Origin of the sequence: Streptomyces racemochromogenes, assembly GCF_039535215.1 — a bacterium.
Taxonomy (GTDB): domain Bacteria; phylum Actinomycetota; class Actinomycetes; order Streptomycetales; family Streptomycetaceae; genus Streptomyces; species Streptomyces racemochromogenes.
Window position 1 is genome coordinate 3452325 of the sequence record NZ_BAAAWT010000001.1, and the last position, 19445, is coordinate 3471769.

Genomic DNA, 19445 nt, shown 5'->3' on the forward strand with positions numbered 1-19445 from the left:
TGATCAGCGCCCTCTCAGCCCGGTGCTCCGAGCTCCCGCGTTGTGCAAAGTAGCCCCCACGTTAGCGTCGGGTGTGGCGTGCTGAACAGTGGGCCCCCTCATCTCTTGCGATGATCTGCCGGTGACGTCCTCGCCGCAGCCTCCCCCCACGCCCACCGAGCCCACGGGCCACACCGGCCACGAACATGCGTCCCGCGGGGATGCCGCGGACTCCGCGCACGGGCATTCCCACGGCCACGGACACGGACACAGCCACGGCCACGGGCCGGCTGCCCCGGTCTCCAAGCACCTGCGGAAGGTGATCGCCGCCGTACTGATCCCGTTCGCCGCCGCCGTCTTCGTCGGCATGGCCCTGCTCTGGCCCGGCGGCGCCCCCGCGCACGAACGGACCGGGGTGGGCTTCGACCGCCAGACCCAACAGGGCAAGGTCGTCGCCCTCGCGAACGTCGACTGCAAATCGGTGAACGCCTCCCAGGTCCCTCCCACGGGCGACACCTCCACCCCCGAGGGCCGTGAGGCGCAGGCCGCTCAGACCGGCGAGTGCAAGAAGGCCACCGTCGAGGTGACCACCGGACCGGATCAGGGCCGGGCCTTCTTCGAGATCGTCCAGCCCGGCGCGCCCCGGCAGTTGGAGAAGGGCCAGGAGGTGGTGGTGGCGTACGCGCCGGACGCGCCCCGGGACCTCCAGTACTCGGTGATCGACCTGAACCGGAAGTTCCCGCTGGCACTGCTGGCCGGCATCTTCGCCGTCGCGGTCGTCGTGGTGGGCCGGATGCGCGGTCTCTTCGCCCTCATCGCACTCGGCGTCAGCTTCGGCGTCCTGACGCTCTTCATCCTCCCTGCGATCCTGCAGGGATCGAACCCGCTGCTCGTCGCGATCATCGGCGCCAGCGCGATCATGCTGATCGCGCTGTACATGTGCCACGGGCTGACGGCGCGGACCTCGGTCGCCGTCCTCGGCACGCTGGTCTCGCTCCTGCTGATCGGGCTGCTGGGCTCGCAGTTCATCAGCCAGGCGTTCCTCAGCGGCAACACGGACGACAACACCGGGCTGATCCACGGGCTCTACCCGAACATCGACATGAGTGGCTTGCTGCTGGCAGGCGTGATCATCGGATCCCTTGGCGTGCTCGACGACGTGACGGTCACTCAGACCTCGGCCGTCTGGGAACTCCACCAGGCGGACCCGGCCATGGGTCCGCGCGCCCTGTACCGGGCCGCCATCCGGATCGGCCGTGACCACATCGCCTCGGTGGTGAACACCCTCGTGCTGGCGTACGCCGGCGCAGCCCTGCCGCTCCTGCTGCTGTTCTCGATCGCCAACAGCAGCATGGGCACGGTGGCCAACAGCGAGCTGGTCGCGGAGGAGATCGTACGGACCCTCGTGGGCTCCATCGGGCTCGTGGCCTCGGTGCCGGTCACCACGGCGCTCGCGGCGCTGGTGGTCTCCGCCGACCGGCCGGAACCCGGGGCCGGAGCGTCCGGAAGCCCGGCGGCCGGTCCGGCCGCGCCGGCCCGCGGCGGCCGGGGACGGCGCCGGCGCAAGCGCTGACGGACGGGGCGGGGGCCGGGACCTCCCGGCCCCCGCCTCAGCCCGCCTTGCGCTCGTCGTGCTGCGACTCGGCGAGGATCTTGCCGAGCGCCTGGTCGAGGCTCTCCTCGAAGTCACCGAGGTTGCGCTCCTGACCGAGCGGAACAAGCCGGTCGGTCCGGTCGAGGAACGCGACGAGCGGGCCCGCGCCGGCCCGGAACAGGGCCCGCTCGCCCCCGACCTGGAGCCGGATGTGGACGTCGGACAGCTCGTCCGGATCGGTGGGCGCGATGTGCACGTCGCCGTCACCGCTCGGCTTGTTGATGCCGTCGAGAAGCAGCTCCCGGCCGAACGCCCAGGTCACGGGCGCGTCTCCGGGAAGGTGGAAGGTCAGGCGTACCGCGTACGGGTCACGGGCCTCGTACCGCAGCTCCACCGGGATCCGGAACGCGAGCTCCTCGGAAACGAGGAAGCTCATCATGACCTCTGCCTGTACCGACTCGCGCATTGCCTACCCCGCTGTAGTGGAAGTGGCCAGGAATGATCCCCCAGGGCCGTCTTGACAAGGGTGGTGGAAGCGCCAGCAGATCACAAGGAGTGAGTTTTCAGATACTGATAGAGAAGGAGAGGGTACTCAACAGCGCGCCTACTTCACTCCGTAGCCGATCGACCACATAGAGCAACCGGTCTTGTTGGTGCACAGGAAGGGAAACCGCCATGGTCGCGGCGGCATCGCCGGCCGTGATGGGGATGGCCGCGCACACCGTCCCGAGGGCGTACTCCTGACGCTCCGTAACCGGCTGCATCCGTTCCAGAGAGCCGATCCGCTGCTCCAGGGCGTGCATGTCCCGGACCGTGTAGGGCGTGATGCTCTCGACCGGGTGCCGGTCGTAGTAGTCCCTGCGCGTCTTCTCGTCGAGCTGGCCCAGCAGGCACTGGCCGATGGCGTGGGCGTGGCCGGTCGCGCGGAAGTCGGCCCACTCCTGGCAGGCCGGGTTGGCCGGGGTGTCCGAGACGCCCACGACCTCGATCTCACCCTCGCGGTAGACCGCGAAGTAGACGGGGGCCCCCACCGCGTCGCGGAAGTGCGCGAGCGAGTCGAGGATCATGCTGCGACGTTTCTGCTGAAGTCCGCCGCCCGCCAGCCGGCCGGCCGCGGCGCCGAGTACGAACACCCCGCCCTCGCGTCGCAGATAACCCTCGTGCGTCAGGGTGCGCAGCAGGTGGTACGCGGTGGGGAGCGGGAGCCCGGCTTCGCGCGCCAGCTGTTTGGCCGGGGCTCCCCCGCTGTGGGACCCCGCCGCTTCGAGGAGCCGCAACGCCCGCTGCACCGAACCGATCAGGGTCGGGACACCGGGATTGTGAACCGAAGGCAAAGCTCACCCCCAGGGGTGGCGGCGGGCCTCGGGGTGGCCCGCTCTGCGGGGGCCGCCCCCAGGGAACGGCGCGGATTGCCACCCTATCGGCCGGTTCCCGCCGTGTGTGCGGTTCGGCCGGTCCCGTTCCCCCGGCTGGGTCAATCCCCTTACCCGTTGGGGGAAGCGTGCGGCGCGGGGCCTACCACTCGCCGGAGGAGGTCTTCGCTCCGCTGCCGCCACCGCTGAACTTCTTGACCACGAAGACCAGACCACCGACGAGGGCGACGAAGAGCAGCGCCTTGAAGACGAACGAGATCAGCGCGCCGAGGATGGAAGTGATCACTCCACCGAAGACGAAGATCGCCAGCAGCGGGACGGCGACCCACTTGACCCACCAGGGCATGCCCGCGAACATCGCTCGGATCCCGTCCATGTTCCTACCTCTTCCTCGTCAGTGACCCCGTGATGTCGTGATGTCGCGAGTCATCGGGTCCGTTTCTTCCCTCGCTCTCGATGCTAGGAGGCCGCGGACCCCCGCGGGGGTCCGCGAGCCCTCGGAACCCCCTGACCCGCCCCTTAGGGGGATCAGGGGAACGACCCTCAGACCCCCGCTGATCAGCCCTCCGGCGGGGAGAACACCACCAGCACCTTCAGGGGTTCGGTGATGTGGTGGAACTTGTGCGGCACCCCCGCCGGAACGTAGACGACGCTGCCGTTGGCCACCACCGTCGTCTCCTCCCCGACCGTGATGGACGCCCGCCCGCTCACCACGAAGTACACCTCGTCCTGGCGGTGCGGCTGCTGCGGGTCGCTCTGCCCGGCATCGAGGGCGTACAGCCCGACCGACATGTTCCGCTCCCGCAGGAACTGCAGGTAGGCGCCGCTGTTGGCGGCGCGCTCCGCTTCGAGCTCGTCCAGCCGGAAGGCCTTCATCTTCGCTGTGCCCCTCGCTCTTCGCCCGTGGTACCCCGGGATCCGCTGATCTGCCGATGCCCGCCCCGGATCTTCTCTGCCACGATCAGACACATGACGAATTTCGTAGTCAAGACGCTCGCCAACGCGGCGGCCCTGGCCGTCGCCATCTGGCTGGTCTCCGGCATCACCCTCGACGACGGCAGCAGCACGGGCCGCCGCGCGCTGACGCTGATCCTGGTCGCGCTGGTCTTCGGGCTGGTCAACCTCATCGTCAAGCCGGTGGTGAAGCTGCTGTCCATCCCGCTGTTCATCCTCACCCTGGGCCTGTTCACCCTCGTCGTGAACGCCCTGATGCTGATGCTGACCTCCTGGCTGGCCGGGAAGTTCGACCTCAGTTTCCACGTGGACGGCTTCTGGACCGCCGTCCTCGGCGGCCTGATCATCTCCATCGTCTCCTGGGCCGTGAACCTGGCCCTGCCCGACAAGAACTGAGCGGACCGCCCATGTACCGCGTGTGCTTCGTCTGCACCGGCAACATATGCCGCTCCCCCATGGCGGAGTCGGTCTTCCGCGCCCGCGTCGTCGAAGCCGGCCTCGACGGGCTGGTCGAGGTGGACAGCGCCGGCACCGGCAGCTGGCACGAGGGCGACGGCGCCGACCCGCGCACCGTCGCCGTGCTGGAGGCCGCCGGGTACGAGCAGGACCACCGGGCCCGGCAGTTCCGGGCCTCGTGGTTCGACCGCCTCGACCTCGTCGTCGCCCTCGACGCCGGCCACCTCCGGGCCCTGCACGCACTCGCGCCCACCCCGCAGGCCGCCGCCAAGGTCCGGCTGCTGCGCTCCTACGACCCGCCGGCCCCGGCCGGCGTACCGGACGCGGCGGACGTGCCCGATCCGTACTACGGCCCGGTCGAGGGGTTCGAGGAGTGCCTGGCCCTGGTCGAGGCGGCGAGCACCGGCCTGCTGGCCGCCGTACGCACCGCCGTGAAGGAGCACACCCCGTGAACGAGCACACCCCCGGCGGGCCCGCCACGACCCCGCCGCCGGCTCCGGCCGACCGGTACGGCGACGGCACGCGCGCCGTACGCGCCGGGCTCCCCGAGCCCGCCAAGAACGAACCCCCGCTGCCCGGACCCGTCTTCGCCGCGCACTTCCACCTCCCCGGCGAGGTCGCGGGGCCGTACACCTACGGCCGCGACACGAACCCCACGTGGACCCTGCTGGAACGGGCCGTCGGGGAACTGGAGGCACCCGGCGGGGAGGGGGTGGAGACCGTGGTCTTCGCCTCCGGCATGGCGGCCGTCTCCGCCGTCCTGCTCTCCCAGGCCCGCACCGGCGACACCGTCGTCCTGCCCTCCGACGGCTACCAGGCGCTGCCCCTGGTCCGCGAGCAGCTCGAAGCGTACGGAGTCCGCGTGCGCACCGCCCCGACCGGCGGGGAGGCGCAGCTCGCCGCCCTCGACGGGGCCCGGCTGCTGTGGATCGAGACCCCGTCCAACCCGGGGCTCGACGTCTGCGACGTACGCCGCCTCGTGGCGGCCGCGCACGCGGCGGGCGCCCTGGTCGCCGTCGACAACACCCTCGCCACCCCGCTCGGGCAGCGGCCCCTGGAGCTGGGCGCGGACTTCTCCGTCGCCAGCGGCACCAAGGGGCTGACCGGCCACGGGGACCTGCTGCTCGGCTACGTCGTCTGCCGCGACCCGGAGCTCGCCGCGGCCGTCCGCCGCTGGCGCAAGATCGTCGGAGCGATCCCGGGTCCCATGGAGGCCTGGCTGGCCCACCGCTCCCTGGCCACCCTCCAGCTGCGGGCCGGGCGCCAGTGGGGCAACGCGCTGGCGGTGGCCGAGGCGCTGGCCGACCGGCCCGAGGTCACCGGACTGCGCTACCCGGGTCTCCCCTCGGACCCCTCCCACAAGACGGCCGCCCGCCAGATGCGCGGCTTCGGCTCGGTGGTCTCCTTCACCCTCCCCGACCGCGCACACGCCGAGCGCTTCATGATCGCCCTGCACCTGGTCGAGGACGCCACCAGCTTCGGCGGAGTCCGCTCCACCGCGGAGCGGCGCGGCCGCTGGGGCGGCGACGACGTGCCGGACGGCTTCATCCGGTTCTCCGCCGGGGCCGAGGACCCCGAGGACCTGGTCGCCGACGTGCTCCGGGCCCTCGATTCCGCGGCCGCCGACGCCTGACCGGCCCGGGGAGCATCAGGGCGGTCCGAGCCTCCCCCCTGGTGGCTCGGACCGCCCCGGGTTCCCCGAGAGAAGAACCACGCCGACAAGGCTAGTTGACTCAGCGTCAGAGTCCAATCACGGTAACGACAGGGGCCTATCGGCATATTTATAGTTGAAGGCCCCCACCGAGAGGGGCCGCCATGGACCTGGCCCTGCTGCGCACCTTCGTCGCCGTGCACCGGGCCGGCTCGTTCACCCGGGCCGCCGCGCTCCTCGGGCTGTCACAGCCCGCCGTCACCTCCCAGATCCGCACCCTGGAGCGGCAGCTGGGCCGGCCCCTGTTCCACCGGCGCGCCCGGGGCGTCACCCCCACGGCCGTCGGGGACGAACTGGCCCACAAGGCCGCCCCGCACCTCGACGCGCTGCTCCGGATCGCCGAGAGCGAGCGGCAGGCCGGCGGGGCCCTGCGGACCCTGCACCTCGCCGGGCCGCCTGAGTTCCTCTGCCTGCGCGTACTGCCCGCCCTCGCCCCCCTGGTCGGCCAGGGCCAGACCCTGCGGACCGTCCTCGCGCCCGGCACCGAGGAGAACCTCACCGGTCTGGCCGCCGGGCAGCACGACCTGGTCGTCACCACCGGCCGGCCGCGCGGCGGCCCCTTCACCACGACCGTCCTCTGCGACGAGGAACAGGTCCTGGTCGCCGCTCCCTACTGGGCCGCCCTGGCCGACCCCGCCGCACTGAGCACTGCCGGCCCCGCGGCACTCGACGGGATCCCGGTCGTCGAGGTCCACGAGAGCCTGCCCCTGGTCACCCGCTACTGGGCCGCCGTCTTCGACTCCGTACCCGACTCCGCCGCCACCGTCGTGGCTCCGGACCTGCGGGCCGTACTGGGATGCGTCCGGGCCGGCTCCGGACTGGCCGTCCTGCCCCGCTACCTGTGCCAGGAGGCCCTGGACCGCGGTGAGGTCGTCTCCCTGCTGGAACCCGCCGTACCTCCGCTGCGCACCTGGTTCCTCGTCGTACGGGCGGGCAGCCTGGCGCTCGCCCACCTCGCGCGGGCCCACGAACGCCTGCTGCGTGCCGCGGTGCACTGGTGAGTGCCTCGGGTTCCGGACGACGGCGCGTTTCGGAAGGGCGGAGCTGGGCCACTCTTCTCCCATGACCGAACGTCCTGTGGTCAAACGCACCGCCCGCGCGATCCTGCTCGACGGTGACGACCTGATCCTTATCAAGCGCACCAAGCCAGGCGTCGATCCGTACTGGCTCACTCCCGGCGGCGGTGTGGAAGCCACTGACAGCACCGTCGTCGACGCCCTCCACCGCGAGCTCGACGAAGAGCTCGGAGCCAAGATCACCGACGTGGTGCCCTGTTTCGTCGACACCGTCGAGCACATCGCCTCCGGAGGCGTGACCGGGGTGAAGGTGCAGCACTTCTTCGTCTGCCGGCTCGTGTCCATGGACCCCGGCCTGCGCCACGGGCCCGAGGTCGACGAGCCCGAGGGCGAGTACGAGATCGTCCGCGTGCCCTTCAGCCGGGTGGGCATCGCCGCCGTGCACCTGGTCCCGCTCTCGCTGCGCCACTACCTCGACGGCAACATCGAGGGGGTGCGCGCCATGCACGCCCCCGACCTGGGCTGACGGCACCGGGAGGGCCGGCGGGCCGAGCCGTGCTCAGCCGGCCACGCCCGCCAGCTCCTCCAGGGCGTCGAAGCGGATCCGCTCCCCGGGGATCCCGATCCGCTTGAGGGCGTCCACACCGTTGCGGACCATCGCCGGCGGCCCCGAGATGAACGCGTCGTACGAGCTCCAGGGCCCGTTCTCTCCGACCGCCTGCGGCAGCTGTCCCGCCAGCCCCTCCCCGATCACCGGGCGGACCGACAGCCACGGGTGGGAGCGCTGCAACCCGAGCAGGGTGTCCTTGTCGTACAGGTCGTGATCGCTGCGCGCGCCGAAGAAGACCTCCACCGGGCGCCGCTCGCCGTGCTCGGCGACGTCCTCGATCAGCGCCTTGATCGGGGCGATGCCGGTGCCGCCGCCCAGGCACAGCATCCCGTTGTCGGTGCTGTGGTCCACCACCATCGAACCGGCCGGCGGTCCCAGCCGCAGGACGTCGCCCGGCCGGGCGTGCCGCACCAGGGCGTTGGAGACCCAGCCCGCCGGGACGGCCTTGACGTGGAAGGACAGCAGCCCGTCCGGGCGGGGCGCCGACGCGAACGAGTAGTGCCGCCAGACCCGCGGCCACCAGGGGGTCTCCAGGCTCGTGTACTGGCCTGCGAGGAAGGGGTACGGCTGGTCGGGGCGGACCGTCAGTACGGCGATGTCCGAGGTGCGCAGGTCGTGCGAGACCACCTCGGCGTGCCACCAGGCCGGCGCCCTGGCCTCGTCCTCCGCCGCCGCGTCGATCATCGTCTGCGAGATGGCGGTGTACGCGCGCACCCACGCCGCCTCGGTCTCCGGCCCCCAGGTGAGCTCCGCGTAACGGGCCAGCGCGCCGATCAGCGCCTCGCCGACGGCCGGGTAGTGGGCGGAGACGGTGCCGTACTTGCGATGGCCCGCGCCGAGCCGGCGCAGGTACGGGGTCAGCACGGCGGGGTCGTCGATGTGCTCGGCGGCGGTCAGCAGGGCCTTCAGCAGCCGGTCGCGCTGGACGTCCATGGCCGCCGGGAACATCTCCCGGACCTCGGGGTGCCCCGTGAAGACGAGGGCGTAGAAGTAGGAGGTCACCTTGTCCGCGATGGGTGCGATCTCCGCGAGGGTCCGGCGGATGAGCACGGCGTCCGGGGAGGGCTCGAGGGCACCGCCCCCGGAGGGTATCCGTCCCGTCGGTCTGGCCGATCTGGTGGGCGGAGCGTCCATGCGGTGCCTCGCTTCGAGCATCTCGGTCGGGTCTCACACGCCACGGCCCCGAATCCGTGGTTCCGGGTTTCACAGCGTGCCAGCCGACCGAGAGCGCGGCGGAGGAATGGAAGAAACGGGGTTTCGAAACCCCTTTTCCCCTTAAGATGCCTCGACTCCCGGGCGCGCCGCGCCCAGGAGCTGGTATGCCTGGCGGAGGTCACGGCCCTGGTAGACGTGCGTGGCCCGGGCAGCCAGGTAAGGGCGCGCGTTCACCGCGACCGAGCGGGGCACCACCTCGAAGAGCATCGCGTCCGTCATCGAATCCCCGTACGCGACACAGTCGGCCCGGCCCACTCCGAAGCGCGCGCACAGCGAGTCCGCGACCTCCACCTTGCGCTCCGGCGTCAGGATCCCGGCCACGTCGACGGGCGCCGTGAAGGGCACCGCAGGGAAGACCGAGCCGTGCGCGGCGTGCGCCCCCCACTCCAGCAGCAGCTCCACGAAGAACGAGGGGGACAGGGAGATCACCGCACAGTAGTCGCCGCGCTCCCGGATCTCCGTCCAGACCTCCTGGATGCCCGCCAGCCAGGGCGATCCGTCGAAGGCCGCCCGGACGTGCGCGGGCGTCAGCTCCGACCACAGCTCCCGGGCCGCGACCGAGAACGCGTGCGGGCCGATCTCCCGGGCGCCGAAGGCCCGCTCCAGCTCGGCGATCTCAGCGTCCACCCCGAGCTGCCGGGAGATCTCCACCGGTGCCGCCGAGCCGTACATCAGGGTGCCGTCGAGGTCGAACAGGTGCAGCGAAGTCATAGCTGCCGAGGCTATCCGCTCCGTCGGACGACGCCGATGTTTCACGTGAAACAGCCGATGCTTCACGTGAAACATCGGCTTCCCGGATCCCTCAATTCCCTGGACTCCCCCCGAGCCGATGATCCACTCTGGGCCGGTGACACCACCACCGCTCACCGACCTGCCGATCCGCGCACTGACCACGGAAGACCTCCGTCACTGCGCCGACCTGTCCGAAGACCGCGGCTGGCCGCGCGAGGACCACAAGTGGGGGCTGCTCCTCGCCGCCGGCGACGGCTACGGGATCGACGCGCCCGACGGCCGGGGACTCGCCGCCGCCTGCGTCGTCACCCGGTACGGAGACCCCGGGGGGAAGCCCGTCCTCGCCGCCATCGGGATGGTCCTCGTCGCTGACCGGTACGCCCGCCAGGGCCTGGGCCGACACCTCATGAAGCACGTGTGCGACGAGGTGCTCGCCGGTGTCCCGCTCACCCTGCACGCCACCCCGTACGGCCGCCCGCTCTACGAGGAGCTCGGCTTCGACACCACCGGCCGCGCCGAGATGCTCCGGGGCGCCTTCCTCCCCGACCCGGACGGCTTCGCCGCCGTCCCCGCCGGCGTCCACGTCCGCCCGGCCACCGCCGAGGACCTCCGGGGGATCGTCCGGCTGGACGCCGAGGTGTTCGGCACCGACCGGACCCACCTCATCACCCGGCTCCCGGCCTTCAGCGACAGGCTGCTCGTCGCCGAGGACCGCTCCGGGACACTCATCGGCTACGCCTCGATCTGGCCCAACATGGACACCCATGTCGTCGGCCCCCTGATCGCCCGGGACACCGCCACCGCCAAGGCCCTGGTGTCCGCTCTGGCCGCCGGCACCGGACGGGACCTGCGCACCGACGTGGACGTGCGCCACGAGGGACTCCTCGCGTGGCTCAAGGAGCGCGGGCTGGGGTCCGTGGCCTTCAACGCCGTCATGACCAGGGACGTCCCCGGGGGCCTCCCCGGCGACTGGTCCCGCCGCTGGGCCCCGCTCACCGTCGCCGCCGGCTGAAACAAGGAGATCCCCATGACCGGAGCCCCCGAGCTCACCATCCGGCCCGCCACCCAGGCCGACCTGCCCGACATCGTCGCCATGCTCGCCGACGACCCGCTCGGCGCCACCCGCGAGTCCCCGGACGACCTGGCCCCCTACGCCGCGGCCCTGAAGCGGCTGACCGACGACCCCCACCAGCACGTCGTCGTCGCGGTACGCGCCGAGCGCGTCGTGGGCACCCTCCAGCTCACGATCGTCCCCGGCCTGTCCCGCAAGGGCACCACCCGGTCCATCATCGAAGGCGTCCGGGTCCACGCCGACGAGCGCGGCAGCGGCCTCGGGACCCGCTTCGTCGAGTGGGCCGTCGAGCGGTCCCGGCAGGAGGGCTGCGCCCTGGTCCAGCTCACCTCGGACGTCACCCGCACGGACGCCCACCGGTTCTACGAGCGGCTCGGTTTCACCGCCTCCCACGTGGGGTTCAAGCTCCAGCTCTGAGCGGTCCCGGCAAGGGCCGGGCCGCTGTCGGCGGCCCGGCCTACGATCGGGAGGATGAGCACCGGCCTCCCCGTCATCACCACCGCCGAGCGCCGTCATCGGCTGGGCCGGCGGCACCGCCTGGCCCCCTCCGTCCGCGCCGCCACCCCGGACCGGGCCGCGGACGCGGTCGTCGCCCTGCACGCCACGGACGCCGCGACCGTCTTCCTCTCCCTCCGCGCCCGGCTGTCCGACGGCGGGCCCGCCACGGTCGAGCAGGCCCTGTACGGGGACGTCAGCCTCGTCCGCATGCTCAGCATGCGCAACACCCTCTTCGCCGTCTCCACGGAACTGGCCCCGTACGTGGACTCCTCCACCGCCCGCGGCATCGCCGCCAAGGAACGCCGGACCCTCCTCAAGCACCTCGCGGACGACGGCCAGGGGCTCGACGCCGACTGGCTGGAGCAGGCCGAGGCAGCCGTCCTCGAGACGCTCGACGCCCTGGGCAGCGCGACCGGCAGCCGGCTCTCCGCGGCGGTACCCGCCCTGCGGCAGAAGATCACCATCGGCCGGGGCAAGAAGTACGAGACCGAGACCGGTGTGGCCACCCGTGTCATCCGCCTGCTGGCCGCCGACGGCCGCATCCGACGGGACCGGCCGCGCGGGTCATGGACGTCCAGCCAGTTCCGGTGGGTGCACACGCAGCCGTGGTCCGCCGTACCCGCCGCCGAGGCCCGTGCCGAACTCGCCCGCCGCTGGCTCCACGCGTACGGCCCGGCGACCGAGGCCGACCTCAAGTGGTGGACCGGCTGGAGCCTCACCGACGTGCGCAAGGCCCTGGCCGCCGTGGGCCCCGAGCAGGTACGCCTCGACGACGGCGGCACCGGGCTCGTCTGCCCCGGCGACACCGGGCCCGAGCCGGCCCCGGAACCCTGGGCCGCGCTGCTGCCCGGTCTCGACCCCAGCGCCATGGGCTGGGCGGACCGGGGCTTCCACCTCGACCCCGCCCACCGTCCCGCCCTGTTCGACTACGCGGGCAACATCGGGCCGACCGTCTGGTGGAACGGCGAGATCGTCGGGGGCTGGGCCCAGCGCTCCGACGGGCAGGTCGTCTGGCGGCTGCTGGGCGATCCCGGCCGGGCCGCCGAGGAGGCGGTCGCCGCAGAGGCGGAGAGGCTCGCGGAGTGGGTGGGCGACGCCCGCATCACGCCCCGCTTCCGCACCCCTCTGGAGCGCGAACTCGTCGCCTGAGCGGGGCGCATCCCCGCCGGGCGTCAGCCGATGCCGCGCCAGCCCTGCGGGTCCGTCCCGCCGGGCACCGGGGCCGCCGGGTCGTAGGGCTCGCGCGTGAAGACGAACGACGCGAGGTCGAGGTGGCTCAGGGAGCCGTCCTCGCGCCGGACCGCCCGCAGCGTCTCGCCCGCGTAGTAGCCCGTCAGACCGGTCCAGGTGCCGTCCGGTTCGGCGCGGAACCGGGCCGGCCGACCGGTGGCGCCGACCGGGCTCAGCTCCAGCGAGCCGTCCTGGTTCAGCCGCAGGACCTGGGCCGAAGTACCCCAGTACCAGGGACCGCACAGCTCCAGCGGCACCCGGTCGTCCTCCTTGAACGGACGCCAGGGCTCGGGGATGCGCGGCTCTGCCTCCGAGACGATCGCGACGAGGTCGGCCGCCACCGTGGAGGCGGGCAGGCCCGAGGTGCAGTTGGCCAGGACGACCGCCGCCACGTCGTCCGCCTCGCTGAACCAGAGACCCGCGACGAACCCGGGCAGCGAACCGCCGTGCCCGACGAGCCTGCGGCCGCCCTGTTCCGCCAGCTGGAGTCCCAGACCGTAGCCGAGGTCGGCAGAGCCGGGCGCCGGGGGCGCGACCGACGTACGCATCTCCCGTACGCTCTCGGCACTCAGCACCCGGTCGTCGCCCCGCATCAACAGCCGCGCGAAGCGGGCCAGGTCGCCGGTGGTGGACCAGAGCTGACCGGCCGCCGCCATCAGCCCCAGGTCCTCGGACGGCTCGGGCATCATCACGTCCGCCCACGGGTGTACCGCCCAGCCGCCCGCGTGCGGAGCCTGCGGCAGACCGCTCGTCCGGCCGAGCCCCAGCGGCTCCAGCACCTCGGCGCGCAGCACTTCCTCCCACGGCTTGCCGCGCAGCGCCTCCACGAGCGAACCCAGCAGCGTGTAACCGGGGTTGGAGTAGTGGAACCGGGTTCCCGGCACGTGCTTGAACGGCTCCTGGCCGAGCACGTCCGCCAGTTCAGGCCGCAGCGCCGCCGGCGAGCGTTCCCACCACTCGCCCGGCGTCTCCGCCGCGAGACCCGAGGTGTGGGCCAGCAGCTGGGCGATGGTCACCTCGTCCGCACCGCTCCCGGGCAGGTGCTTGCCCAGCGGGTCCGACAGGTCCAGCAGGCCCTCGTCCCGCAGACGCATCACCAGGACGGCGGTGAAGGTCTTGGTGATCGAGCCGATCCGGTACTGCACGTTCCCGTCCGGCCCGTGACCCTCCACGCAGGTCCGGGAGCCCTCCCAGACCACCTCCCCGCCGCGTACGACGGCCGCCACCAGCGAGGGGGACCGGCCCTCGCGCTGGGCGACGGCGACCCGGTGCCGCAGGGCACGCCGGGTGGCGGGAAGCAGTTCCAGGTCTTCAGAGAGCGCGTCCATGATCGGATGCTACGTGTTGGCCATGTCCACGAACCGCGAATAGTGGCCCTGGAAGGCCACGGTGATGGTGGCCGTCGGACCGTTTCGGTGCTTGGCGACGATCAGGTCCGCCTCACCCGCGCGGGGCGACTCCTTCTCGTACGCGTCCTCGCGGTGCAGCAGGATCACCATGTCGGCGTCCTGCTCGATCGAGCCGGATTCACGCAGGTCGGAGACCATCGGCTTCTTGTCGGTGCGCTGCTCGGGGCCACGGTTCAGCTGGGAGAGCGCGATCACGGGAACCTCGAGCTCCTTGGCCAGCAGCTTGAGGTTTCGGGACATGTCCGAGACCTCCTGCTGGCGGCTCTCGGGACGGCGCGAGCCGCCCGACTGCATCAGCTGGAGGTAGTCGATGACGACGAGGGAGAGGTCGTTGCGCTGCTTGAGCCGGCGGCACTTGGCCCGGATCTCCATCATCGACAGGTTGGGGGAGTCGTCGATGTACAGCGGGGCGGCCGAGACGTCCGGCATCCGGCGGGCGAGCCGGGTCCAGTCGTCGTCGGTCATGGTGCCCGAGCGCATGTGGTGCAGCGCCACCCGGGCCTCCGCCGAGAGGAGGCGCATGGCGATCTCGTTGCGGCCCATTTCGAGGGAGAAGATGACGCTCGGCAGGTTGCTCTTGATGGAGCAGGCGCGGGCGAAGTCCAGCGCGAGCGTCGACTTGCCCATGGCGGGGCGGGCGGCGATGACGATCATCTGTCCCGGGTGCAGGCCGTTGGTCAGGGAGTCGAGGTCGGTGAAGCCGGTCGGCACGCCGGACATCTGGCCGGAGCGCGAGCCGATCGCCTCGATCTCGTCGAGCGCGCCCTCCATGATGTCGCCCAGCGGCAGGTAGTCCTCGGAGGTCCGCTGCTCGGTGACGGCGTAGATCTCGGCCTGGGCGCTGTTGACGATCTCGTCGACGTCGCCGTCCGCCGCGTAGCCCATCTGTGTGATCTTCGTACCGGCCGCGACGAGGCGACGGAGGACGGCCCGCTCGTGGACGATCTCCGCGTAGTACTCGGCGTTCGCGGCGGTCGGCACGGACTGCACCAGGGTGTGCAGGTACGAGGCGCCGCCGACCTTGCCGATCTCGCCGCGGCGGGTCAGCTCGGCGCCGACCGTGATCGGGTCGGCCGGCTCGCCCTTCGCGTACAGGTCGAGGATGGCCTGGTAGATCGTCTCGTGCGAGGGCCGGTAGAAGTCGTGGCCCTTGAGGACCTCGACCACGTCGGCGATGGCGTCCTTGGACAGCAGCATGCCGCCGAGCACCGACTGCTCGGCGTCCAGGTCCTGCGGCGGGACGCGCTCGAAGCCGCCCCCTCCGCCGTCCCAGGAGCCGCCCTCGCGGCCCCGGTCCTGCTGGTCGTCCCCGCGGCCGCGGCCGTCGCCGCCCCGGCGCGAGCGGGCGGGCAGACGGTCACTGGGACCGCTGTCGGCCCAGGGGTCGTCCATGGGCTCGGGCATGCTCACCGGGCCACCTCCTCCCGTCCGCAACGCGGACCTCGCCGTGGCAATCTTTCTACGACACGGCTCTGACATTTGGGACACCCGAAACGGCTCTGGGCGCGTCGGGCAACGCACAACGGTAGGCCCGCGAGCGACGTCAGCCAATCTTGTTATCCACAGGCTGTGTGGATGAGATGTGGACGACGGAGCCAATGCTGTGGGTAAGTCGCCCGAAGCTGTGCACAGACCGGGGGACGACGCTGTGGACAAAATCACCCACCCCCTCCGCACACCCCACCTGACCTGCGGTTTCCCCATCCGCGAGCGGCCGTGGAGAAAATTCTTGGCCACTGTCTCAAGATCGCTCCGAACGAGCCGGAAAGAACGCCCAAGTCAGAGGCTTGGTAAGGATCCAAATACCCTTGCATCCATTACCTGTGGAAGATTAGATTGAGCGCATGACACAGGCCCCCACCACCGCGAAGCCGCCCGCGAGACGGCACGACCGCGAGATCCTCGCACTCGCCGTGCCGGCGTTCGGCGCCCTCGTGGCCGAGCCGCTCTTCGTGATGGCCGACAGCGCCATCGTGGGACACCTCGGCACCCCCCAGCTGGCCGGCCTCGGCGTGGCGGCGGCGCTCCTGACCACCGCGGTCAGCGTCTTCGTCTTCCTCGCCTACGCCACCACTGCGGCGGTGGCCCGGCGCGTCGGCGCGGACGACCTCCAGGCCGCCATCCGGCAGGGCATGGACGGCATCTGGCTCGCCCTCCTGCTCGGCACCGCGGTCCTCGTCGGGGTCCTGCTCGGCGCGTCCGGCCTGGTCTCCCTCTTCGGGGCCTCGGAGACCGCCGCCCCTTACGCAGAAACGTATCTTCGAATATCCGCGCTCGGCATCCCCGCCATGCTCGTGGTCCTGGCGGCCACCGGCGTCATACGCGGCCTCCAGGACACCCGTACCCCGCTCTACGTGGCCATCGGCGGCTTCGTCCTCAACGGCGCCCTCAACGTGGCCCTGGTCTACGGCGCCGGCCTCGGCATCGCGGGGTCGGCCTGGGGCACGGTCATCGCCCAGTGCGCCATGGCCGGTGCCTACCTCTTCGTGGTCGTCCGCGGCGCCCGGCGCCACGGCGCCTCCCTGCGGCCCGACGCGGCCGGCATCCGCGCCTGCGCCCAGGCCGGTGTGCCGCTCCTGGTCCGCACCCTGTCCCTGCGCGCCATCCTGATGATCGCGACAGCCGTGGCGGCCCGGCTGGGGGACGCCGACATCGCGGCCCACCAGATCCTGTTGTCCCTCTGGAGCCTGCTCGCCTTCGCCCTGGACGCGATCGCCATCGCCGGGCAGGCCATCATCGGCCGCTACCTGGGAGCCGGCGACACCGAGGGGGCCAGGACCGTCTGCCGGCGGATGCTGACGTGGGGTGTGGTCTCGGGAGTCGTCCTGGGCCTGCTGGTCGTCCTGGCGCGTCCGGCGTTCATCCCGCTGTTCACCGGCGACCCCGTGGTCGAGGACGCACTGCTGCCCGCCCTGCTGGTCGTGGCCCTGGCCCAGCCGGTCTGCGGGGTCGTCTTCGTCCTGGACGGCGTGCTGATGGGGGCCGGCGACGGCCGCTACCTCGCCTGGGCGATGCTGCTGACCCTGGCCGTCTTCGCCCCGGCCGCGCTCCTGGTCCCCGCCCTGGGCGGCGGGCTGACGGCGCTCTGGTGGGCCATGACGCTGATGATGCTCGTCAGGATGGCCACCCTCCAGCTCCGCGCCCGCTCCGGCCGATGGCTGGTCGCGGGAGCCACTCGGTGACCACGGCCGGGAGAGCAACCCGGTGACGGGGGATGTTTCACGTGAAACATCCCCCGGGGCATGCGGGAACGACGAAGGGCCGCACCCCGGAGGGTGCGGCCCTTCACGCGCTGCCCTTAGGCGGCGACGACCTCGATGCCCACGTTCGCGACGACCTCGGCGTGCAGACGCACGGAGACCTGGTACGAACCGAGGGTCTTGATCGGGGAGCCCAGCTCCACGCGACGCTTGTCGACCTTCGGGCCACCGGAAGCCTCGACCGCGGAAGCGATGTCGGCCGGGGTGACGGAACCGAAGAGGCGACCGGCGTCACCCGCGCGGGTGGCCAGACGGACCTTCACGCCCTCGAGCTTGGCCTTGACCTCGTTGGCCTGCTCGATGGTCGCGATCTCGTGGATCTTGCGGGCGCGGCGGATCTGCGCCACGTCCTTCTCGCCACCCTTGGTCCAGCGGATCGCGAAACCACGCGGGACCAGGTAGTTGCGAGCGTAACCGTCCTTGACGTCGACGACATCGCCGGCGGTGCCGAGGCCAGAGACCTCGTGGGTCAGGATGATCTTCATTAGTCGGTCACCCTTTCCTTATCGCGCGGTGGACGTGTAGGGCAGCAGCGCCATCTCACGGCTGTTCTTCACGGCCGTGGCGACGTCACGCTGGTGCTGCGTGCAGTTGCCGGTAACGCGGCGGGCACGGATCTTGCCGCGGTCGGAAATGAACTTCCGCAGCATGTTCGTGTCCTTGTAGTCCACGTACGCGGTCTTGTCCTTGCAGAACGCGCAGACCTTCTTCTTAGGCTTGCGCACAGGCGGCTTCGCCATTGTGTCTCTCCTGTGTGATCAAGAAGTTTGGATGGAGCTGCCCTAGAAGGGCGGCTCGTCCGAGTAGCCGCCGCCGGAGCCGCCGGAGCTTCCGCCCCAGCCGCCCCCGCCGCCGGCCTGCTGGCCGCCGGCCGGCGCGCTGGACGCCCACGGGTCGTCGGAGGGAGCTCCGCCGCCCTGGGGCCCGCCGCTGGGGGCTCCGCCCCAGCCGCCGCCACCGCCCTGCTGCTGCTGACCGCCGCCGTATCCACCCTGGCCACCGCGACCGGTGGTCTTGGCGACCTTGGCCGTGGCGTTCTTCAGGCTGGGGCCGACTTCCTCGACGTCCAGCTCGTAGACCGTGCGCTTGACACCCTCACGGTCCTCGTAGGACCGCTGCCGCAGCCGGCCCTGCACGATGACGCGCATGCCCCGCTGAAGGGACTCGGCGACGTTCTCAGCCGCCTGCCGCCACACCGAGCAGGTCAGGAACAGGCTCTCGCCGTCCTTCCACTCGTTGGTCTGACGGTCGAAGGTGCGGGGGGTGGACGCGACACGGAACTTCGCGACCGCCGCACCCGAGGGGGTGAAGCGCAGCTCGGGGTCGTCGACGAGATTGCCGACGACCGTGATGACGGTCTCGCCTGCCATGGATGAACCTCTCGGCGGGGATTGCTGCTGGGCTGCTGTGCTACTCGGTCCCGATTACCGCTGAACCGGAGTTCAGTGGGTCTCGGGGCGGAGGACCTTGGTCCGGAGAACCGACTCGTTCAGGTTCATCTGGCGGTCGAGCTCCTTGACGACCGCAGGCTCGGCCTGCAGGTCGAGGACCGAGTAGATGCCCTCGGGCTTCTTCTTGATCTCGTAAGCGAGACGACGACGGCCCCAGGTGTCGACCTTCTCGACCTTTCCGTTGCCCTCACGGACGACGGAAAGGAAGTTCTCGATCAGAGGGGCGACAGCGCGCTCCTCGAGATCGGGGTCGAGGATGACCATCACTTCGTAGTGACGCATGTGGAACCCACCTCCTTTGGACTCAGCGGCCACGGTCGTTCCGTGGCAGGAGGGTCGTGATGCGTGCGCACGGCGTCCGAGAGCAGACACCGCGCAGCTGTACAGACTACCTGCTCGCGTCCTTCCGGTTGAAATCCGGCAGGAGAGGGCCACAATCTGTATCCATCGGGTGTGTCCGGTGCCGTGCCCCCCGCCCCAGGCCGGAGGCGGTGCCGCGCGCACCGCTCTGCGTCAGCCAGGAGGTGCCTTCCGATGGCACAGGCAATGCACGGCCAGTCCTCGCCCCCGCCGATCTCCCTCTTCTCCACCGACGGCAAGCCCCATCCCGTCCAGGACACCCTCATGGTGGTCACCCTGGTCCTCGGCGCCGTGGCGTTCGTCACTGCGTTCTTCCACGATCTGCACCTGCTCAGCTCCTGGGCCGGGCTGATCGGGATCGGGACCGGGCTGTACGGACAGTTCATCTCCGCCACCACCCGCGAACGCTTCGCGCTGATCATCGGCCTAGGCGCGTCTGCCATCGGCTTCATGCTCGGAATGGCACACGGCGGCCTCTTCGGCGGCTGGCTGGGCTGACCGGGGGAACTCCGCGGCGGGGCGCCG

23 protein-coding genes are annotated in these 19445 nt (G+C 71.4%); 11 read left to right on the forward strand and 12 right to left on the reverse strand.

The annotated features are described in order from the left end of the window. Nucleotides 1-88: 88 nt before the first annotated feature. Nucleotides 89-1552 carry a YibE/F family protein gene (locus ABD973_RS15870; RefSeq protein ID WP_125821747.1) on the forward strand — a complete coding sequence of 488 codons (1464 nt, stop codon included), beginning with the start codon at nucleotides 89-91 and terminating at the stop codon, nucleotides 1550-1552. 37 nt (nucleotides 1553-1589) lie between these two features. On the opposite strand, the gene ABD973_RS15875 is transcribed toward ABD973_RS15870, so the two are convergent. The 4 genes from ABD973_RS15875 to ABD973_RS15890 form a co-directional block, all read right to left on the reverse strand. Then, the gene (locus ABD973_RS15875) at nucleotides 1590-2039 is read right to left on the reverse strand and encodes an SsgA family sporulation/cell division regulator (RefSeq protein WP_125594094.1); all 450 of its coding nucleotides are present in this window, start codon (nucleotides 2037-2039) and stop codon (nucleotides 1590-1592) included. A gap of 97 nt (nucleotides 2040-2136) precedes the next feature. Next, the gene (locus ABD973_RS15880) at nucleotides 2137-2907 is read right to left on the reverse strand and encodes an IclR family transcriptional regulator (RefSeq protein WP_185899118.1); all 771 of its coding nucleotides are present in this window, start codon (nucleotides 2905-2907) and stop codon (nucleotides 2137-2139) included. A gap of 181 nt (nucleotides 2908-3088) precedes the next feature. Next, a complete protein-coding gene (locus ABD973_RS15885) occupies nucleotides 3089-3322 on the reverse strand; it encodes a DUF5326 family protein (protein ID WP_206436538.1) in 234 nt (77 codons plus the stop codon). Nucleotides 3323-3504: 182 nt separating this feature from the next. Next, the gene (locus ABD973_RS15890) at nucleotides 3505-3822 is read right to left on the reverse strand and encodes a cupin domain-containing protein (RefSeq protein ID WP_125821746.1); all 318 of its coding nucleotides are present in this window, start codon (nucleotides 3820-3822) and stop codon (nucleotides 3505-3507) included. A 93-nt stretch (nucleotides 3823-3915) separates the two neighbouring features. On the opposite strand from ABD973_RS15890, the gene ABD973_RS15895 reads away from it, so the two are divergent. The 5 genes from ABD973_RS15895 (at nucleotide 3916) to ABD973_RS15915 (ending at nucleotide 7609) form a co-directional block, all read left to right on the forward strand. Continuing rightward, on the forward strand, nucleotides 3916-4296 hold the full coding sequence (locus ABD973_RS15895; RefSeq protein ID WP_125821745.1) for a phage holin family protein: 381 nt from the start codon (nucleotides 3916-3918) through the stop codon (nucleotides 4294-4296). Nucleotides 4297-4307: 11 nt separating this feature from the next. After that, nucleotides 4308-4808, forward strand: a complete 501-nt coding sequence (locus ABD973_RS15900; RefSeq protein WP_345500478.1) for a low molecular weight protein-tyrosine-phosphatase — start codon at nucleotides 4308-4310, stop codon at nucleotides 4806-4808. Continuing rightward, nucleotides 4805-5989: a cystathionine gamma-lyase gene (locus ABD973_RS15905; RefSeq protein ID WP_345500480.1), complete on the forward strand. Its 1185-nt coding sequence runs from the start codon at nucleotides 4805-4807 to the stop codon at nucleotides 5987-5989. The genes ABD973_RS15900 and ABD973_RS15905 overlap by 4 nt, the downstream gene beginning before the upstream one ends. 182 nt (nucleotides 5990-6171) lie before the next feature. Then, nucleotides 6172-7068, forward strand: a complete 897-nt coding sequence (locus tag ABD973_RS15910) for a LysR family transcriptional regulator (protein WP_345500482.1) — start codon at nucleotides 6172-6174, stop codon at nucleotides 7066-7068. Between the two features lie 61 nt (nucleotides 7069-7129). After that, on the forward strand, nucleotides 7130-7609 hold the full coding sequence (locus ABD973_RS15915) for an NUDIX domain-containing protein (protein WP_125594100.1): 480 nt from the start codon (nucleotides 7130-7132) through the stop codon (nucleotides 7607-7609). A 33-nt stretch (nucleotides 7610-7642) separates the two neighbouring features. Here ABD973_RS15915 and ABD973_RS15920 read toward each other — a convergent pair whose 3' ends face one another. Beyond that, a complete protein-coding gene (locus ABD973_RS15920) occupies nucleotides 7643-8743 on the reverse strand; it encodes a globin domain-containing protein (RefSeq protein WP_345500485.1) in 1101 nt (366 codons plus the stop codon). A 225-nt stretch (nucleotides 8744-8968) separates the two neighbouring features. Further along, nucleotides 8969-9619, reverse strand: a complete 651-nt coding sequence (locus ABD973_RS15925; RefSeq protein WP_125821740.1) for an HAD family hydrolase — start codon at nucleotides 9617-9619, stop codon at nucleotides 8969-8971. A 136-nt stretch (nucleotides 9620-9755) separates the two neighbouring features. Between ABD973_RS15925 and ABD973_RS15930 the strand changes: the two genes are divergently transcribed. The 3 genes from ABD973_RS15930 to ABD973_RS15940 are packed head-to-tail and all read left to right on the forward strand — an operon-like array spanning nucleotide 9756 to nucleotide 12359. After that, nucleotides 9756-10652, forward strand: a complete 897-nt coding sequence (locus tag ABD973_RS15930) for a GNAT family N-acetyltransferase (RefSeq protein ID WP_206436537.1) — start codon at nucleotides 9756-9758, stop codon at nucleotides 10650-10652. A 15-nt stretch (nucleotides 10653-10667) separates the two neighbouring features. Then, nucleotides 10668-11129 carry a GNAT family N-acetyltransferase gene (locus ABD973_RS15935; RefSeq protein ID WP_125821738.1) on the forward strand — a complete coding sequence of 154 codons (462 nt, stop codon included), beginning with the start codon at nucleotides 10668-10670 and terminating at the stop codon, nucleotides 11127-11129. A 54-nt stretch (nucleotides 11130-11183) separates the two neighbouring features. Further along, on the forward strand, nucleotides 11184-12359 hold the full coding sequence (locus tag ABD973_RS15940) for a winged helix DNA-binding domain-containing protein (RefSeq protein ID WP_345500489.1): 1176 nt from the start codon (nucleotides 11184-11186) through the stop codon (nucleotides 12357-12359). Nucleotides 12360-12382: 23 nt separating this feature from the next. Here ABD973_RS15940 and ABD973_RS15945 read toward each other — a convergent pair whose 3' ends face one another. Then, nucleotides 12383-13768: a serine hydrolase domain-containing protein gene (locus tag ABD973_RS15945; RefSeq protein WP_125821736.1), complete on the reverse strand. Its 1386-nt coding sequence runs from the start codon at nucleotides 13766-13768 to the stop codon at nucleotides 12383-12385. A 9-nt stretch (nucleotides 13769-13777) separates the two neighbouring features. Beyond that, nucleotides 13778-15241: a replicative DNA helicase gene (gene dnaB / locus ABD973_RS15950; RefSeq protein WP_125594118.1), complete on the reverse strand. Its 1464-nt coding sequence runs from the start codon at nucleotides 15239-15241 to the stop codon at nucleotides 13778-13780. Nucleotides 15242-15693: 452 nt separating this feature from the next. Between dnaB and ABD973_RS15955 the strand changes: the two genes are divergently transcribed. Next, the gene (locus ABD973_RS15955; RefSeq protein ID WP_125821735.1) at nucleotides 15694-17031 is read left to right on the forward strand and encodes an MATE family efflux transporter; all 1338 of its coding nucleotides are present in this window, start codon (nucleotides 15694-15696) and stop codon (nucleotides 17029-17031) included. Nucleotides 17032-17147: 116 nt separating this feature from the next. On the opposite strand, the gene rplI is transcribed toward ABD973_RS15955, so the two are convergent. The 4 genes from rplI to rpsF all read right to left on the reverse strand — a co-directional run bounded on the left by rplI (nucleotide 17148) and on the right by rpsF (nucleotide 18842). Next, nucleotides 17148-17594: a 50S ribosomal protein L9 gene (gene rplI, locus ABD973_RS15960; protein ID WP_125594108.1), complete on the reverse strand. Its 447-nt coding sequence runs from the start codon at nucleotides 17592-17594 to the stop codon at nucleotides 17148-17150. 18 nt (nucleotides 17595-17612) lie between these two features. After that, the gene (gene rpsR / locus ABD973_RS15965; protein WP_005315025.1) at nucleotides 17613-17849 is read right to left on the reverse strand and encodes a 30S ribosomal protein S18; all 237 of its coding nucleotides are present in this window, start codon (nucleotides 17847-17849) and stop codon (nucleotides 17613-17615) included. Between the two features lie 42 nt (nucleotides 17850-17891). Further along, complete coding sequence (locus ABD973_RS15970; RefSeq protein ID WP_125594109.1) at nucleotides 17892-18479, reverse strand: single-stranded DNA-binding protein; 588 nt, start codon at nucleotides 18477-18479, stop codon at nucleotides 17892-17894. Nucleotides 18480-18551: 72 nt separating this feature from the next. Next, nucleotides 18552-18842: a 30S ribosomal protein S6 gene (gene rpsF / locus ABD973_RS15975; RefSeq protein ID WP_007265254.1), complete on the reverse strand. Its 291-nt coding sequence runs from the start codon at nucleotides 18840-18842 to the stop codon at nucleotides 18552-18554. Between the two features lie 252 nt (nucleotides 18843-19094). On the opposite strand from rpsF, the gene ABD973_RS15980 reads away from it, so the two are divergent. Further along, entirely contained in the window at nucleotides 19095-19418 is a 324-nt protein-coding gene (locus ABD973_RS15980; RefSeq protein WP_206436536.1) for a hypothetical protein, read from the forward strand. The last annotated feature ends 27 nt before the right edge of the window (nucleotides 19419-19445 follow it).